Origin of the sequence: Virgibacillus aidingensis (assembly GCF_010994035.1) — a bacterium.
Lineage (GTDB): Bacteria > Bacillota > Bacilli > Bacillales > Amphibacillaceae > Virgibacillus_N.
Genome location: NZ_WIXN01000007.1, coordinates 130408 through 146842, shown reverse-complemented (window position 1 = coordinate 146842; position 16435 = coordinate 130408). Strand labels below are relative to the sequence as shown.

Annotated in this window: 14 protein-coding genes and 2 pseudogenes; 15 read left to right on the top strand and 1 reads right to left on the bottom strand. The window is 42.9% G+C overall.

Translation table 11 applies throughout. The annotated features are described in order from the left end of the window. Positions 1–28 precede the first annotated feature (28 nt). The 5 genes from GHD25_RS08075 to GHD25_RS08055 all read left to right on the top strand — a co-directional run bounded on the left by GHD25_RS08075 (position 29) and on the right by GHD25_RS08055 (position 6994). Positions 29–1294 (top strand): peptidase, encoded by a 1266-nt coding sequence (locus GHD25_RS08075; protein WP_164215876.1) that lies wholly within the window; start codon positions 29–31, stop codon positions 1292–1294. 194 nt (positions 1295–1488) lie between these two features. Beyond that, positions 1489–2787: an aminotransferase family protein gene (locus GHD25_RS08070; protein WP_164215875.1), complete on the top strand. Its 1299-nt coding sequence runs from the start codon at positions 1489–1491 to the stop codon at positions 2785–2787. 252 nt (positions 2788–3039) lie between these two features. Next, entirely contained in the window at positions 3040–3444 is a 405-nt protein-coding gene (locus GHD25_RS08065; RefSeq protein ID WP_164215874.1) for an acyl-CoA thioesterase, read from the top strand. Positions 3445–3787: 343 nt separating this feature from the next. After that, positions 3788–4759, top strand: a complete 972-nt coding sequence (locus GHD25_RS08060; protein ID WP_164215873.1) for a Bug family tripartite tricarboxylate transporter substrate binding protein — start codon at positions 3788–3790, stop codon at positions 4757–4759. 1284 nt (positions 4760–6043) lie between these two features. Then, a complete protein-coding gene (locus GHD25_RS08055; protein ID WP_164215872.1) occupies positions 6044–6994 on the top strand; it encodes a hydroxyacid dehydrogenase in 951 nt (316 codons plus the stop codon). 61 nt (positions 6995–7055) lie between these two features. Here GHD25_RS08055 and nfsA read toward each other — a convergent pair. Next, positions 7056–7805, bottom strand: a pseudogene (gene nfsA / locus GHD25_RS20385) (oxygen-insensitive NADPH nitroreductase). A 457-nt stretch (positions 7806–8262) separates the two neighbouring features. Between nfsA and GHD25_RS08045 the strand changes: the two are divergent. The 10 genes and pseudogenes from GHD25_RS08045 to GHD25_RS19925 all read left to right on the top strand — a co-directional run. Continuing rightward, the gene (locus GHD25_RS08045; protein ID WP_164215871.1) at positions 8263–8958 is read left to right on the top strand and encodes a CoA transferase subunit A; all 696 of its coding nucleotides are present in this window, start codon (positions 8263–8265) and stop codon (positions 8956–8958) included. After that, on the top strand, positions 8936–9583 hold the full coding sequence (locus GHD25_RS08040; protein ID WP_164215870.1) for a 3-oxoacid CoA-transferase subunit B: 648 nt from the start codon (positions 8936–8938) through the stop codon (positions 9581–9583). The genes GHD25_RS08045 and GHD25_RS08040 overlap by 23 nt, the downstream gene beginning before the upstream one ends. A gap of 36 nt (positions 9584–9619) precedes the next feature. Then, complete coding sequence (locus GHD25_RS08035) at positions 9620–10474, top strand: 3-hydroxyacyl-CoA dehydrogenase NAD-binding domain-containing protein (RefSeq protein WP_164215869.1); 855 nt, start codon at positions 9620–9622, stop codon at positions 10472–10474. Position 10475: 1 nt separating this feature from the next. Continuing rightward, positions 10476–11261: an enoyl-CoA hydratase/isomerase family protein gene (locus GHD25_RS08030; RefSeq protein WP_164215868.1), complete on the top strand. Its 786-nt coding sequence runs from the start codon at positions 10476–10478 to the stop codon at positions 11259–11261. A 12-nt stretch (positions 11262–11273) separates the two neighbouring features. After that, positions 11274–12422 carry an acyl-CoA dehydrogenase family protein gene (locus GHD25_RS08025; RefSeq protein WP_164215867.1) on the top strand — a complete coding sequence of 383 codons (1149 nt, stop codon included), beginning with the start codon at positions 11274–11276 and terminating at the stop codon, positions 12420–12422. Between the two features lie 189 nt (positions 12423–12611). Next, on the top strand, positions 12612–13805 hold the full coding sequence (locus tag GHD25_RS08020) for a thiolase family protein (protein WP_164215866.1): 1194 nt from the start codon (positions 12612–12614) through the stop codon (positions 13803–13805). 107 nt (positions 13806–13912) lie between these two features. Further along, entirely contained in the window at positions 13913–14899 is a 987-nt protein-coding gene (locus GHD25_RS08015; RefSeq protein WP_164215865.1) for a hydroxyacid dehydrogenase, read from the top strand. Positions 14900–14963: 64 nt separating this feature from the next. Then, entirely contained in the window at positions 14964–15299 is a 336-nt protein-coding gene (locus GHD25_RS08010; protein WP_276207811.1) for a PaaI family thioesterase, read from the top strand. Positions 15300–15469: 170 nt separating this feature from the next. Next, positions 15470–16231, top strand: coding sequence for an IclR family transcriptional regulator (locus GHD25_RS08005; RefSeq protein WP_164215863.1), 762 nt, complete (start codon positions 15470–15472; stop codon positions 16229–16231). Positions 16232–16332: 101 nt separating this feature from the next. Beyond that, positions 16333–16435 (top strand): annotated as a pseudogene (locus GHD25_RS19925) (electron transfer flavoprotein subunit beta); the annotation flags it as partial.

Genomic DNA, 16435 nt, shown 5'->3' with positions numbered 1-16435 from the left:
ACATAATTTTAAGAAGGGAAGTGGTTTGATGCCGATCAAAACAGCAATCAATACATGGATAGATGACAATAAGCAAAAATATATCGAACTGCTGCAAAAAATGGTACAGCAGCCAAGTACACAAGGAAATGAAAAGCAGGTGCAGTCATTGGTTGCGGATTTCCTCCATGAATTAAATCTTGTGGTGGATGTTTGGGATTTGGATGGAGAACGCCTGCAAAAACATCCTTATTTCAATGCCACACGTACAGCATTTACAAACAGTCCCAATGTCGTCGGTGTTTTAAAAGGAAAAGGTGGCGGCAAGTCGATCATTTTGAATGGTCATGTCGATGTAGTACCTGAAGGGGACCATGCGCAATGGGACCATGCACCGTATAGCGGAAAAGTGGCGGACGGAAAAATGTACGGACGCGGAGCGACAGATATGAAAGGCGGAAACACGGCATTAATGATGGCTCTTGGAGCATTTCAATCCTTGAACATACGTCTGAAGGGGGATGTTATTTTCCAAAGTGTTATCGAGGAGGAAAGTGGCGGAGCAGGCACATTGGATGCCATTCTGAAAGGGTATACAGCGGATGCCGCAATTATTCCCGAGCCAACAAATATGAAAATTTTTCCAAAACAGCAGGGCTCCAAATGGTTCCGTCTGTCAGTTCCCGGAAGAACTGCCCATGGCGGTACACGATATCAAGGTGTAAGTGCTATTGATAAGGCGTTGCTGGTTAACGAGCATATAAAAGAGCTGGAGACAAAGAGGAACGAAGGGTTAAAGGATCCTTTATATGCAAATAATCCGATTCCCATCCCAATAAATATGGGTCTGATCAAAGGAGGGGACTGGCCATCTTCTGTACCTGACCTGGTCCAACTGGAGGGCAGAATTGGAATCGCACCAAATGAGAAAGTAGAAGCGGTACAGTCGGAACTGCAGCAATGGATGGAACTATTAGGTGAGAAAGATGCGTGGTTTAAGGAACACCCTGTACAAGTGGAATGGTTCGGTGCGAGATGGCTTCCGGGCGAGATGGAATCAGCACATCCACTCATGGATTCACTGCTCAGTAATTTTGAAGCCGTAACAAATGAAGTTCCAACCATGGAAGCATCACCTTGGGGAACAGACGGCGGTTTGTTATCCCAGGTTGGAAATACACCATCCGTTGTATTTGGCCCGGGGATTACAGGGCTTGCCCATTTTCCGAATGAGGCGATAGAGTTAGAGAAAGTTTTTCAGGCAGCAAAGATCATTGCTGCAACGGTCGTTGATTGGTGTGGCGCAGCTGAATAGGATTAGCATGTTCTTTATTGATAGATTTACCATACTGGCATCAGTCGTTGAGGGGGGCCAGTATGGAATGTCCTTTTCCGGATATGAAAAGTGGCCAGAGGCTGAGGACTGCATATCAAATGACATGCAAACATACCTATAGAGGGAGCAAATAAAAGACGCTTGCTTGGGAGCGGATTAGGGAGGCGGAAATAATGTCTGACAAAAAACATAAATTGAAGGTATTAACAGAACTGGACAAACAGCATTTCATTCATCCCACATCAAGCATGAAACAGCTGCAGGAGGAAGGGCCGGTATTTCTTTTTACTGAAGGGGAAGGCATTTATTTGAAGGATATCATGGGAAGAAAATTGATGGACAGCCTTTCTTCGTTGTGGAATGTAAATATTGGTCACGGACGAACAGAAATGGGGGAGGCAGCAAAAGAGCAAATGAATAAACTGGCATTTACTTCTGCTTTTAATAACTGGAGCAATGAGCCGGCTATACGTCTTGCGGCTGAAATCGCCAACTGGACACCAGGCGATTTAAATGCCACTTTCTTTACATCCGGCGGGTCAGAAGCAAATGACACGGCATTTAAAACCGTCCGTCATTACTGGAAAATAAAAGGGCATCCGGAGAAAAAGAAAATCATTTCCAGAAGATTGTCTTACCATGGCCTGGCAATGGGTGCAACAAGTGCCACAGGAATCAAACAATTTAATACGTTCACCACTTCCATTGCACCGGACTTTTATTATGTGGACAGTTCGATAGAGAGTTTAAAAGATTTTATTGAACAAGAAGGGGCCGATACGATCGCTGCATTTGTTTCCGAACCTGTGCAAGGTTCCGGCGGTGTCAACATGCCGCCTGAAGGCTACTTCCAAAAGGTGCGGGAAATTTGTAATGAAAATGGCATTCTATTTATTTCTGATGAAGTCATTTGCGGATTTGGCAGAACCGGTAAAAACTTCGGTATTGAACATTATGATGTAATCCCTGACATTATCACGATGGCTAAAGGTATCACCAGCGGTTATGCACCACTGGGCGGAATGATTGTCTCGGAAAAAATCCACCAGGAGCTTATTGAAAAAACGGAGGGCAATTTCTGGCATGGTTATACTTACAGCGGCCATCCGACTTCAGCGGCGATTGGACTAAAAAACCTGGAAATTATTAAAGAGGAAAACCTGATTGAAAATGTTCAAGCAGCAGGAGAACAAATGCTGGAAGGGTTCAAATGGATCAAGGAACAAAACAGCAAGGTAAAAGATGTCCGGGGTCTTGGCTTGCTTGGTGCCATTGAATTCGAAAAAGCATCTGCATCCACTGAACCAATTGGTCCGAATATCGTGGCAAAAGCACTGGATAAAGGGCTTATTTGCCGATCTGTTGTATACGATGGCCAGGATACGCTGGCGTTCGCACCACCTTTCACCATTACGAAAGCGCAGATGGAGGATATGATACAAATTATTCAGGAATCGATGCAGGATGTTTGATAGTGGTTTTCGAGTTCAGGGACGAATGTTTTTTGCAGGACGGGTTTTCATCCTTTTTATTTTTTAAAGAATAGGGAACTATATACCTTTACCTTAAGGGATCAATGACAAATCCGGCTGGGTTTTAAATCAGTTTGCTTTTTGCTGTATAGTTGATAGAGGACAGACTTTAGTCCGCAGAAAGATACTTGACACTATACGCTTCTTCCATTATCTTTTATCTAATATCCAATGGCAGGGAGTGTACAAAACATGGTGCAAACGGTAAAAAATATAACGGTAAGTGAAAAAGATATTGATGGACTAAACCATGTAAACAATAGTGTGTACCTGAATTATCTGGAGCATGGCAGAGAGGCCTGGTACATAGAGAATGCAGGATATTCCTATGATGATTTTCATAAAGCGAATCTGGGTACGGCAGTATTGCGGATAGATATTTTATATAAAAAAGAAGCACTGCTCCATGATAAGCTTCGTGTAATGACCAGGCCAAAGAAGCTCGGGAATACCAGTTTTGTATTTGAACAAAAAATTCTGAACGAAAAAGATGAAGAGGTATGTGTTGCTACGGTTTCCAAAGTAATGATTGATTTTACGACACGAAAGAGCAGGCCAGTGATCGAGGAGATTGCACGGAATTTTAAAAAGAATTAGCTTGTTTTTGATTCGTAAGATATACGTATATATTGGATATAAAAAGGCGCAGTCTGGTATGGCTGCGTCGTTTTTGATTCATAAATATTTTTCTATGAAAATGATATAACTTAACATATACCTCATAGTCTCCTGAAGATAATTTTATGCATCATCCATGGATCTTTCACCACTTTACACATACAAAATGTTTGACTTATTTTTTAAAACATAACAAAATGGAGTTATATTATATTAATTGGCAATTGACCGAAAGGGAATCATGGTATATAATATCATAATATTAATATCAGATTATAACGTAAAATTACAGAAAATTCTAGCTGGAAGAGGAGTGGGAGTCGTGGGGAAGAATAAAGTACTTACTATTTTAGGGATGCTAATTGTTTCATTAAGCTTGTTCCTGGCAGCATGCGGCGGAGATGCTGATTCTGCCGAAAACTTCCCGGACAGGGAAATTGAAATGACTATTCCGTGGGATCCAGGCGGCGGCAGTGACATTGAAGGAAGAGCGGTTGCAGAGTATACGCAGGAAACAATCGATGAATCGGTCGTAGTAGTAAATGTGCCTGGGGTAGGCGGTACGATTGGAGCAGAGGAATTACTGGAAAAAGATGCAAATGGTTATCACATTGGTCAAATCCATGATGGTCATCTAGTAGCTCATCATTCGGGTATTACAGATATTAATTATGATGACTTTGAACCGATTGGATCCATGACGGCATCAGATTATATTATTGCTGTGTCAACGGAAACCGGAATAGAAACGCTGGAAGAATTTGTTGAATACGGCCAGGAAAATGAAATCAATTTTGGGGGAACTGTAAGCGGTATTCCGCGAGTATGGCTGGAACAGCTTGGCCAAAAGCTGGATATTAACTACAATCTTGTTGGTTACGAAGGTCTGGGTGAAGCAATTCAGGCACTCGCCGGGGGACATGTAGACGCAGTGCTGACAGATTATCCTTCTGCCTCGGAATTTGTCGAAGCAGGACATATGCAATTTATTGCAATAGGTACGGAAGAAAGGAACGATAATTTGCCGGATGTTCCTACTCTTATGGAAAAAGGCTATGACATGACAATGGGAATTAACCGTGGCTATGTCGCTCCTTCTGGTACAGATCCGGAAATCATTGAAATACTGAGTGAGGCACTCGAAGAAACGGCAAATAATGAAGCGTTCATTGAAGAAATCACTGCTCTTGGGGCTAGTGTAAATTTCATGAATCATGAGGAATATACGAATTATCTGGAAGAACAAAACCAGATCATTGAGGAAACCATAGCGGAAATTGATACAGAAGAATAAATGACAAGGGGCGGTGCCACAGCATCGTCCCTTGTCATTTATTAACTTGCAGCTACTGAATGACCGACGAGAAAGAAATACATCATTGGATTTCCCGGTGAAGCCTGTGGTCCTGGGAAGTTGTCTATTCGTAACCACGTCAGGACTTATCAGTGAACGAACAACGATAAAATGCGTTTATTCCTTGCCAGATTGCGCTTATGAGTGGACGAGCAACGATAAAATGCGTTTATTCCTTGTCAGAGTGCGCTTATGAGTGGACGAACAACGATAAAATGCGTTCATTCATTGCCTGATTGCGCTTATGAGTGGACAAACAACGATAAAATATGTTCATTCGTTGCTTGATTGCGCTTATCAGTGAACGAGCAATGAGAAAATGCGTTCATTCGTTGTCAGATTGCGCTTATCAGTGAACGAGCAATGAAAAAATGCGTTTATTCGTTGTCAGATTGCGCCTATGAGTGAACGAGCAACGATAAAATGCGTTTATACGTTGTCAGATTGAGCTAATCAGTGAACGAACAACGATAAACCGCGCTCATACTTTGCCAGATTGCGCTTATGAGTGAACGAACAACGATAAATCGCGTTTATTCGTTGTCAGATTGCGCCTATGAGTGAACGAGCAACGATAAAATGCGTTTATACGTTGTCAGATTGAGCTAATCAGTGAACGAACAACGATAAACCGCGCTCATACTTTGCCAGATTGCGCTTATGAGTGAACGAACAACGATAAATCGCGTTTATTCCTTGCCAGATTGCGCTTATGAGTGAACGAACAACGTTAATATGTGTTTATTCGTTGCCTGATTGAACTTATGAGTGGATAAACAATGAGAAAGTGCGTTTATTTGTTGCCAGATTGAGCTTATGAGTGAACGAACAACGATAAAATGAGTTTATTCATTGCTTGATTTTGCCTATGAGTGGACGAACAACGATAAAATGCGTTCATTCATTGCCAGATTGTGCTTATCAGTGAATGAACAATGAGAAAATGCGCTCATTCCTTCTCAGATTTAGCCTATCAGTAAACGAACAACGATAAATGCATTCATTCCTTGTCAGACTGAGCTTCAGAGTAAACGAACAACGAGAAACCGCGCTCATACGTTGCCTGATTGAGAAAATTTCTTTCCCGCAGTATATATTATTTTTATAATAATAAAAGTCAAAATTCATACGCAAAATAAAATATATTGTCAAGTTGAAAACCTAACAGTATAATTAAACATTGATACATAAATAACCAGAATATTCTACAGAGGAGAGAACAAAATGAAAATTCTCGTTACAGAACTGATGTGGGAAGACGGGATAGAGGCACTGAAAGAGAAAGGGTATACCGTAGACTATGACATGGAGCTGAGCCGGAAAAGGGAAGAACTGTTGTCCCTGCTCCCCGGGTACGACGCCCTTATCGTGCGCAACGAAACTAAGGTAGATACAGAATTTCTGGATGCGGCAAAAAAGACACAGGTCATCGGCCGGCTTGGTGTCGGCGTCGATAATATTGATCTGGAAGGTGCCAGGGAACGAAATATTCTTGTCCTTTCAGCAAGAAATGCAAACGCAACCTCTGTTGCGGAGTATGTGATGGCAGCAATGCTTGATGCTTCGCGGCCACTAAAGGATGCAGATGCAGATGTCCGTAAGGGAAATTGGGACCGGAAATTTTTTACCGGCTATGAGTTGAACAATCGGACCTTAGGACTGGTGGGAATGGGTGAGATAGCACATCGTGTGGCTAAAAGGGCACAGGCATTTGGCATGAATGTCGTGGGTTATGATCCTTTTGTCGCTCCCTTTGATCATGTGGTCCAGGAAACCGGGATCAAGCAAGTCGAAATGGAGGAACTCTTGAAGGAATCTGATTTCATTTCCATCCATGTTCCGCTGACCAAGGCAACGAAGCACCTGATCAACCGGGAAAATATGATGCTGATGAAACCACATGCTTATGTCATTAATTCTGCCAGAGGCGGGATCGTCCATGAGGAAGATCTCGTAGAAGCCGTAGAGGAAAAACTAATAGCTGGTGCCTATCTTGATGTACTTGAAAAAGAGCCCGTTCAAAAAGATTCTCCGCTTCTGCGGTCAGAAGCCATCCGGCTTTCCCCGCATATTGCCGGACTGACGGTGGAAGCCCAGTCCCGCACGGCGATGATGATTGCGGAGGAAGTGGACAGGGTCCTGAATGGCGGACAGTCGCTTTGCAGAGTGAATTAATATTAAAGGAAAAAAGCAGCCCTATCATCTCATGGGCTGCTTTACCTGTTCAAATCACTGTTTAACGCAAATTTAATTTTTTGTTTTTCACAAATGGCCCTACATCCATGCGTGTAGGTACCCTGTATTTATTCTCCATCTGCTCTGTCCAGGTGGATATTTTCTTATTTGTAGAGCGGGTTTGATAATAATCCTTCAAGTATTCATCAAATTCCTTTACCACTTTACTCTGTTTCTCCTTGTCATGATCATACGTGTTTTCATGGTAGATTGCCTCCAGCGGCAGACGCGGTTTTATTTCCGGCTGATGTTCCGGATGTCCGACTGCCAGCCCGAATAATGGGACAACATACTCCGGAAGTTCGAGTAATTCATCCACTCTTTTTATATCATTTCTCAAACTGCCTATATAGCAGATTCCCAAACCCATGGATTCAGCAGCAATGGAAGCATTTTGTGCAGCAAGTGCTGCATCAATTGTTGCTACAATAAACTGTTCCGTACTTTCCATGTTCTGTTTTACAGCCTCTTCTTACTCCCCGGAAGTCCGCTGATAATTCCGCTGCAGATCCGCACAAAATACAAATAAGTGCCCATTATTTTTCACATGTGGGTGGCCGGAAATAGCCTGCAGTTCTGATTTCAGGTTTTCATCGGTTATGCCAATAATGGTATATGCCATGACATGGCTGGAGGTAGATGCCTGCAGGGCTGATTTAAGGATCATCTCTATTTGCTCCGGTGTCAGTTTTTTATCTGAAAATTTACGAATGGAGCGGTGATTGAGTATGGTTTCTATTGTTTGGTTCATAGTGATCTCCTTTGTTTATATGTTCAATAAAAACTATACTCCACTGAATCTTTGATTTCAAATGGAAGATTTCCTGTGATTGGGATTCAATGAAACAGGAAATCATATCTCCATTATTTTAAAAAAATATACAAATAAATCTCCAACAGTTTTTAAGCAAGGATAAGGTCTATACCTTACTTGTGCCACCCCCTCCTGAAAGGATAGCGATTCATGTTGACTGGAGAATATTTGCAGCATCTTCAGTATGTAATATTTGAGCAAAACATAATAAACATTTTAACAATTTATTGACTTTTTACAATTCAGGAACTATAATTAATACCAACATAAAACAGAATAATTATTCCGTAAAATGGAATGACAAATTGTGATACTTCTTATTTTTTGTGCATACCATAAATGGTTGAGAGGTTCACAGTTTCAAAGATTCACGGAGTACAAGGGAGGGAAACCATTGGATAAACTAATAAAAAGGTCGGATCTCACCAAATACATAAAAGATGGGGATACTTTACTTGTCGGCGGGTTCGGTCTTTCGGGCACACCGTTCACCCTGATTGACGAACTGGCTGCATTGGATAAAAAGAATTTAACCGTGGTGAGCAATAATCTTGGTGAGAAAGATAAGGGGCTTGGCATTCTGCTGCATACAGGATGTCTGAAAAAAGCAGTTGGTTCTTACTTCACTTCAAACAGGGATGCAGTCAAAGCATGGTCCAAAGGAGAGCTGGAAATTGAACTGGTGCCACAGGGAACATTGGCTGAACGAATCCGATGCGGTGGTGCAGGGATTGCCGGATTTTACACGAAAACGGCAGCCGGTACAAAGCTTGCGGAAGGAAAAGAAGAAAAGGTGTTTGACGGAGAAACATATATTCTAGAACGGGCCATAAAAGGGGATGTTTCTTTAATCAAAGCTTTGAAAGCGGATACGAAAGGAAACTTAATTTATGATCACACAGGCAGGAACTTTAATCCGGCCATGGCCGCAGCAGGGGAAATAGTGATCGCCGAAGTGGATGAAATTGTCGAAGCCGGCGAACTGGACCCGTTTGAGATTACGACACCACATGTGTATGTTGATTATCTAGTCATGAATAATTATGTGAAGATTGGGGGTAAATACGTTGTCCCAACAGGAGCGAATTAAAATTGCCAAACGAATTGCAAAGGAATTGCCGGATGGCGCTTCCATTAATTTGGGAGTGGGTATTCCAACGCTAATTCCGGATTATCTCGGTGATAAAAAGGTGGATTTACATTCAGAAAATGGGCTGCTCGGCATGGGGCCGACACCAGCTGAAGAGGATATTAATATGGATTTGATCAGTGCAAGCAAGAAGCCGATCACCATGGATAAAGGTGCTTCTCTATTTGACAGTGCGGATTCATTCGTCATGATCCGCGGCGGGCATATCGATGTTGCTGTCATGGGTGCGCTGCAAATAGATCAATATGGAGAAATTGCCAACTGGGCCATCCCCGGAAAAGACATTTTAGGCGTAGGCGGTGCGATGGATTTGGTGGCCGGGGCGAAACGGATTATTATTGCTTCGATGCACCAGGCAAAAGACGGCACACCAAAGCTTGTAGATAAATTAAATTTTCCGAGCAGCGGAAATGGAAGAGCAGATATGCTGGTTACCGAACATGCTGTGTTTAAGTTCACGGCAAACGGTGCTGAACTCGTGGAGCAGCTTTCGGATTTGAGTATCGAGACGCTGAAGGAAATAACGGGGGCGACTTTTACCTATAAGGATCCAGTAAAAAAATAAACAGGAAAGAAATCAGACAAAAGAAAAGGTGATGACATGAGTAAAGTAACGGTAGTAGGTTCCGGTGTGATGGGAAAAGGAATTGCCTATGCTTTTGCCATCGGCGGATATGAAGTAGCTGTCAACGATTTGAATGATAATATTCTGGCAAAAGCAAAAAATGATATTGATACATTGCTTGAGGGGAGTTTGGAAAAAGGATTTTTAAAAGAAGAAGTCTATCAAACTGCGAAAAAAAATCTCATATATGAATCAGATCTGAAAACAGCGGCAGAAGGTTCCGAACTGGCAGTTGAGGCAGTGCTGGAAAAAATGGATTTGAAGATTGATATATTTAAGCAGCTCGATGAAATTTGTCCGCCGGAAACGGTGCTGGCAACGAATACATCTACCATGAGTCCAACTGAAATTGGTGCACAAACATCCAGACCTGAAAAGATAGTGGCCATGCATTTTTTCAACCCGGTCCATAAGATGAAGCTGATTGAAGTAATTCGCGGATTGGAAACATCCGATGAAACCGTAAAATTCATTCATGAAACAGCAGCAAAAATTAATAAAACAACTGTGGAAGTAAATGAGTTTCCCGGTTTTGTTACATCACGCATGAACTGTCTGATCGGAAACGAAGCAATGAATCTATTAATGGAAGGTGTAGCTTCCGCAAAAGACATTGACAATGCCATGAAGCTTGGCCTGAATCATCCAATGGGGCCATTGGAGCTTGCCGACCTTGTAGGACTGGATACGAGACTGAGAAACATGGAGTACTTATATGAAACATTGGGTGAGAAATACCGGCCATGTCCGCTTTTAATTAAATATGTCAAAGCCGGCCGTTTAGGAAAGAAATCCGGAAGCGGCTTTTATGAATACAGCCAGGAGGGATAACATGGGAAATAATTTTGAAAGTGTAAAAACTGAAATGGACCAGGGCATCTTCTGGCTGACGCTTAATCGTCCGGATGCCAGAAATGCACTTGATGCCAATATGCTGAATGAAATAGATCAGGCGATCACTGAAGCGGAAGCAAATGATGATGTAAAAGTGATTGTGATCCAGGGGGCCGGTGAAAAATCCTTTGCAGCCGGTGCCGATATCCGCCAGCTGAAGGACAGAAAACCCCTGGAAGCACTTGTACCCGGAATGCAAGGTCTCTATAACAAAATCGAAAACTGCACAAAAGTTACGATAGCAGCGGTACAGGGGTTTGCCCTTGGCGGAGGATGCGAACTGGCAATGTCTTGTGATATCCGTCTGGCAACGAAAAAAGCCAAGTTCGGTCTGCCCGAACTGAACCTGGGAATTGTCCCTGCAGCGGGCGGCACACAGCGCCTATCCCGCATGGTAGGAAAAGGCAGGGCATTGGATATGATTTTAACCGGAAAACTTATGGACGGAGAAGAAGCGGAACGGATTGGCCTTGTGTCCTATTTTGTGGAAGAAGCGGAAGAACTGCAGGAAAAAATACGGGAAGTAGCCGAAAAGATATTGAAAAAAGGACCTGTGGCAGTCATGCTAGCCAAGCGTGCTGTGCATAAAGGCTATGACATTGATGAAGATACAGCAATGTGGATGGAAAAACTCTCCCAGGCTGTAGCATTCGGAACAGAGGATAAGCAGGAAGGCACATCCGCTTTCCTTGAAAAAAGACAGGCAGAATTTAAAAACAGATAAGGAGATGTCACCATGGATTTTAACTTTTCAGAGGATATTGAGTTTCTGAGACAGAATGTAAGAAAGTTTGTAAGGGAAGAAGTAGAGGCAGTGGCCATGGAAATCGAGGAAAAAAATGAAATCCCGCAAAAAATAGTGGAACAATCCAAGGAAATGGGACTTTTCAGCCTCGGAATTCCGGAAGAGTATGGCGGGCTTGGCCTGGATATGGTGGGAAAATGTGCGATCTATGAAGAACTGGGAAAAACACATAACGGCTATACGACGCTGATTGGTGCACATACCGGGATTGGCTCTGTCGGTATTGTGGAGCTCGGTACAGATGCTCAAAAAGAAAAATATCTGCCGAAAATGGCATCAGGTGAGTGGATTGGATCTTTTGCCCTTACCGAGCCAAGCGCCGGTTCCAACGCAGCGAATATGAAAACAACGGCAGAGAAAAAAGGTGACAAATACATTATTAACGGCTCCAAGCACTACATCACAAATGCGGTGGATGGCCATGTATTTACTGTAATGGCAGTTACCGATCCATCCAAAGGCGCCAAAGGAATTACTTCTTTTATCGTGGAGAAAGATTTCCCCGGCTTCATCCTTGGAAATGTGGAAGACAAAATGGGACTGCGCGGTTCCCATTCCGCAGAGCTTTTCTTTGAAGACATGGAAGTGCCGGCAGAAAACGTGCTTGGAGAAGAAGGACGCGGGTATGTGAATGCATTGAAAATCCTTGCCAATGGACGGGCGGGACTTGCCGCCAGAAACCTCGGCTCAAGCAAACGCCTGCTGGAGCACTGCCTGGATTATGCTTCAGAGCGCGAGCAATTTGGTCAGCCGATCATTGAAATGCAGGCTATTCAGCATATGCTTGCAGAAATCAGCAAAGAAATCGCCGCACTGGAAGCTTTAACATATAAAGTGGCCTGGATGACAGATCAGGGACAGCGGGTCGTAAAAGATGCAGCCATTGCAAAATTATACGGATCTGAAGTCTACAATAAAGTCGCAGATCTTGCTGTACAGATCCACGGCGGGATCGGCTACATGCGGGATTACCCGATTGAACGCTACTATCGGGATGCACGTATTACAAAAATCTACGAAGGCACATCGGAAATCCAGAAAAATATCATCGCCAACGAATTAAAACGCGAAATGAAATAGGGACAAGGGGACAGGTTCCGTGTCCCCTTTCAGGGACACGGAACCTGGGACTGTGTTAAATGCTCAGCTATTGTAAAGTGTCCCTCTGTTCAATCCAGGACAACAAACCCGGGACGACGCTAAATGCTCGTCCCACCGTAAAGATTTGTCCCTTTGTCCCACAAAATGAAAACATAGGAGTGTTATGTCATGAATGAATCATATATAGTCGGCTCAGTGAGAACTGCTGTCGGAAAAATGGGCGGTACTTTGAAAGATGTGACAGTGGACCACTTGGCTGAAAAAGTAATCCGTGAACTGATGGAACAAAATGGCGGTTCAGATGTGAATGTGGATGAAGTCATTCTTGGTCAGGCGAAACAAAGTGCGGATACTTCCAACCTGGCGCGTCTTGCTGCATTGCGGGCGGATTTGCCGATTGATGTGAGCGGGTATACTGTGCACCGCCAGTGTGGTTCCGGTCTGCAGGCAATTAACAATGCAGACCAGCAAATTAAGCTTGGCTTATCCGATGTTGTCGTTGCCGGCGGAGCGGAAAGCATGAGTACGGCACCCTACTATCTAAGGAATGCCCGTTTCGGCTATCGCGCAGGGAATGGCGTCTTGTTGGACCCGAACACGGAGAGCCAGCCTTGTTCACAGCCGCAGGAGAAATACGGGAATCTCACCATGGGATTAACAGCGGAAAACCTGGCGGAACAATACAATATCTCCCGCGAAGAGCAGGATGAATTTGCTCACCGCAGTCAGACACTTGCAGACGATGCCATTAAAGCCGGCCGTTTTAAAAAAGAGATCGTTCCGTATGAAGTAAAAGAGCGAAAGAAAACAATTACGTTCGATACAGATGAACATCCTTTCCTTACAAATCCGGAAAAACTCGCCAAATTGCCTGCCGTATTTAAGGAAAATGGTACCGTAACTCCGGGGAATGCCAGCGGCAGAAATGATGCAGCCTCCGTAGTACTCATGATGAATAAGGAAAAATTGGATGATTATGGTCTGAAGCCAAAAGCAAGAATTCTTGCACAGGCTACGAGTGGGGTATCACCAGAAATTATGGGAATCGGTCCAGTGGAATCCACCTATAAAGCATTGAAGCAAGCGAATCTTTCCATGGATGATTTGGGCCTGATCGAATTGAATGAAGCTTTTGCTGCTCAGTCACTTGCAGTCATCAGAGAAGCAAAAATGGATATTGACAAAGTAAACGTAAATGGCGGTGCGATTGCACTTGGACATCCGATTGGTGCAACCGGAGCCATCCTGATGACAAAACTTCTTCATGAAATGGAAAGAAGAGGAGAAAGATACGGTCTGGTTACCCTTTGTATTGGAGGCGGACAGGGTATTTCCACGATTATTGAATATCTTGACCACTGATTGGCAACGGCTCATAAAACACTGTAATAAATGCAAGGTCATGCAGATGGTGATTCACTCAAAGGTCACCATCTCTTCTTATTAAAATTTACGGAGGTGTGATTCATTTGAATTCCATACATATTTTGCAAATTCTCCCCATGTATCATGAGGACGGGGAAAAAGTACTGAGAGACAATGCAAAGGTAACCAAATTTAATACTTTTGACGAAGAGGAAATTATCGATTTTTTAAAAAACAACAAAGTAGACGGGATTACCCTGCGTGCTCCGGCAAGAATTACCCGAAATATTCTCGATGCATGTGACGGCGTGAAGGCCATATCCGGCGCAGGAGTCGGGCTGGATAATATTGATGTCGATTATGCAACCAGGAAAGGCATCCCTATACTTCATGCACCAAAAGTGAATACGACCGCCACAGCTGAACATGCGGTCAGCCTTATTCTTGCTGTCATGAAAAACATCGTAAATTTTAACAAGGAAATGGAAAGAGGAAATTACGCTTACCGTGATGGGAAATATACGAAAGAGCTGAAAGGTAAAAAACTCGGTCTTATCGGATTTGGATCCATATCCCAGGAAGTAGCCAAAATAATGAAAAATGGCTTTAACATGGAAATACTCGCCTATGTACGCAGAATACCGGAAGAAAGAAAACAAATAGCGGCAGATATCGGGGCAGAACTTACCATGAACATGGAAGATGTCTTCCGGAATTGTGATGTCATCAGCCTGCACATTCCTTTAAATGAAAAAACAGCCGGAATTATTGATAAAACGTACTTTGATATGATGAAGCCGGATGCTGTGCTGGTCAATACAGCCAGGGGCGGGATTATTAATGAAGAAGATTTGGTGGCAGCACTGGAAAATAATCAACTCTATGCTGCGGGAGCAGATGTGTTCCGCAAAGAACCGGCACCTGCAGATCACCCATTTCTAAATGTGGAGAAAATCATAAAAACACCACACGTCGGCGGGATCAGCCAGGAAGCAGCACAAAAGATGAGCGTGACGGTAGCAGCGAATCTGGTAAAAGCTGTGCAGGGGGAAAAACTGCCGACGATTGCGAATTTGGAAGAACTCTCTTAAAGGAATGAATGAAGAGATGGAGAAAATGATACATGACTTTGCATAAAGTAATTTTTGGGAATATATCGGGTTGGAATTGGAGGCCGTGGAAAAGGGAAGTGTCCATCTTAAACTGCCGATCATTCCTGGGTTTCTGAATGTGAAAAATTCCGTTCATGGCGGAGTTTATGCAACTATTTTGGATACAACGATGGGGTTTTCCGCCCGGTCTCTCGGTTATGACGAAGTGACAACATTGGAAATGGATGTTCATTTTTTGAAGGCGGTGAGTAAAGGAACCGTTTATTCAAAAGGGAATGTGATTCACCGAAACCGTTCAACAGCACTTGTGGAAGCGGATCTTTTTGATGAAGAAAGTAATCGGCTTGCTCATTCAACTGGTACATTCCGGGTAGTATAAATCGCAGGCAGGAAGTAAATATCATTTTCGGATCCTGAAATTTAATTGTTTGAAACAGGCAGTTTATTGGAAGGTCATACTAGTACCCCAATTTCCATTCCATTATTAAATGATATAATGAATCCGCAGCATTCATATGCAAATTGCATGATGTAATAGGGGTGTTAACCATGAGTAAGAGTCTAGTAAAAGCAATCAGAATGTTGGATTGTTTCATAGAAAACCCTGAAATGACCATTAATGAGTTATCAGAAGCGGCAAATTTGCCTAAAACAACCGTATTTCGTCTGGCTTCCTCACTGGAAGAAGCCGGACTTTTAGTAAAAGAGCGAAAGTCAAGCCATGATGTGACATACCGGTTGGGGCTTAAGCTGCTAACGCTTGGAAAACATGTAAGCGAACAGCTTAAATATAATAAAGTCGCCCTGCCGCACATGAAGAAATTGAATGAAGAAATTGATGAACTGGTTCATATAACCGTTTTGGAAGGAGACGAGGCAGTATATGCCGAAACCATTGATAGTTCCAAGCCGGTTCGTCTGGTCGTAAAGGTTGGTAAAAGAGCTCCCCTGTATGCCGGGTCAGCACCTAAATTGCTGTTGTCCAGCATGAATGATGAAGATTTGGAAGCTTATTTGGAAAACGTGGAGTTGAACAAACTAACAGAGAACACGCTGAACAGCAAGGAAAGATTGAGAGAAGAAATAGGGAAAATAAGAGAAAAAGGATATGCAGTCAGCTATTCCGAGAATTTTAAAGATACGGTCGGCTTTTCCTATCCATTATATAACCATGATGGTGAAATGGTGGCTGCCTTGGGCGTAAGTATTCCGGTAATTGATTATTCCGAGGAAAGAGAGAAATTGATTTTGGAGAAGTTGGGGGAGACGGCGGAGAGAATTTGGTTGGAATTGGGTTATGCGGGGAGGTAGCTATTATCTTTTTATAAGAGGAAGCAAAGCATTGATTGCAATTTAGAATTAAAAAATTGTCTGTAAAAATGCTTATTAAGATTAAGATAGGAGGATATGTCATGAATATTTATGTATTATTGAAAAAAACCTTTGATACAGAGGAAAAAATAAATGTATCCAATGGCGAGATAGAAGATGATGGTGCAGAATTCATTATTAACC

What these genes read in the sequence shown, in the direction of transcription:
- GHD25_RS08075 (WP_164215876.1), top strand. Translation starts at nt 29, where the DNA reads ATGCCGATCAAAACAGCAATCAATACATGGATAGATGACAATAAGCAA.
- GHD25_RS08070 (WP_164215875.1), top strand. Translation starts at nt 1,489, where the DNA reads ATGTCTGACAAAAAACATAAATTGAAGGTATTAACAGAACTGGACAAA.
- GHD25_RS08065 (WP_164215874.1), top strand. Translation starts at nt 3,040, where the DNA reads ATGGTGCAAACGGTAAAAAATATAACGGTAAGTGAAAAAGATATTGAT.
- GHD25_RS08055 (WP_164215872.1), top strand. Translation starts at nt 6,044, where the DNA reads ATGAAAATTCTCGTTACAGAACTGATGTGGGAAGACGGGATAGAGGCA.
- GHD25_RS08035 (WP_164215869.1), top strand. Translation starts at nt 9,620, where the DNA reads ATGAGTAAAGTAACGGTAGTAGGTTCCGGTGTGATGGGAAAAGGAATT.
- GHD25_RS08030 (WP_164215868.1), top strand. Translation starts at nt 10,476, where the DNA reads ATGGGAAATAATTTTGAAAGTGTAAAAACTGAAATGGACCAGGGCATC.
- GHD25_RS08025 (WP_164215867.1), top strand. Translation starts at nt 11,274, where the DNA reads ATGGATTTTAACTTTTCAGAGGATATTGAGTTTCTGAGACAGAATGTA.
- GHD25_RS08020 (WP_164215866.1), top strand. Translation starts at nt 12,612, where the DNA reads ATGAATGAATCATATATAGTCGGCTCAGTGAGAACTGCTGTCGGAAAA.
- GHD25_RS08005 (WP_164215863.1), top strand. Translation starts at nt 15,470, where the DNA reads ATGAGTAAGAGTCTAGTAAAAGCAATCAGAATGTTGGATTGTTTCATA.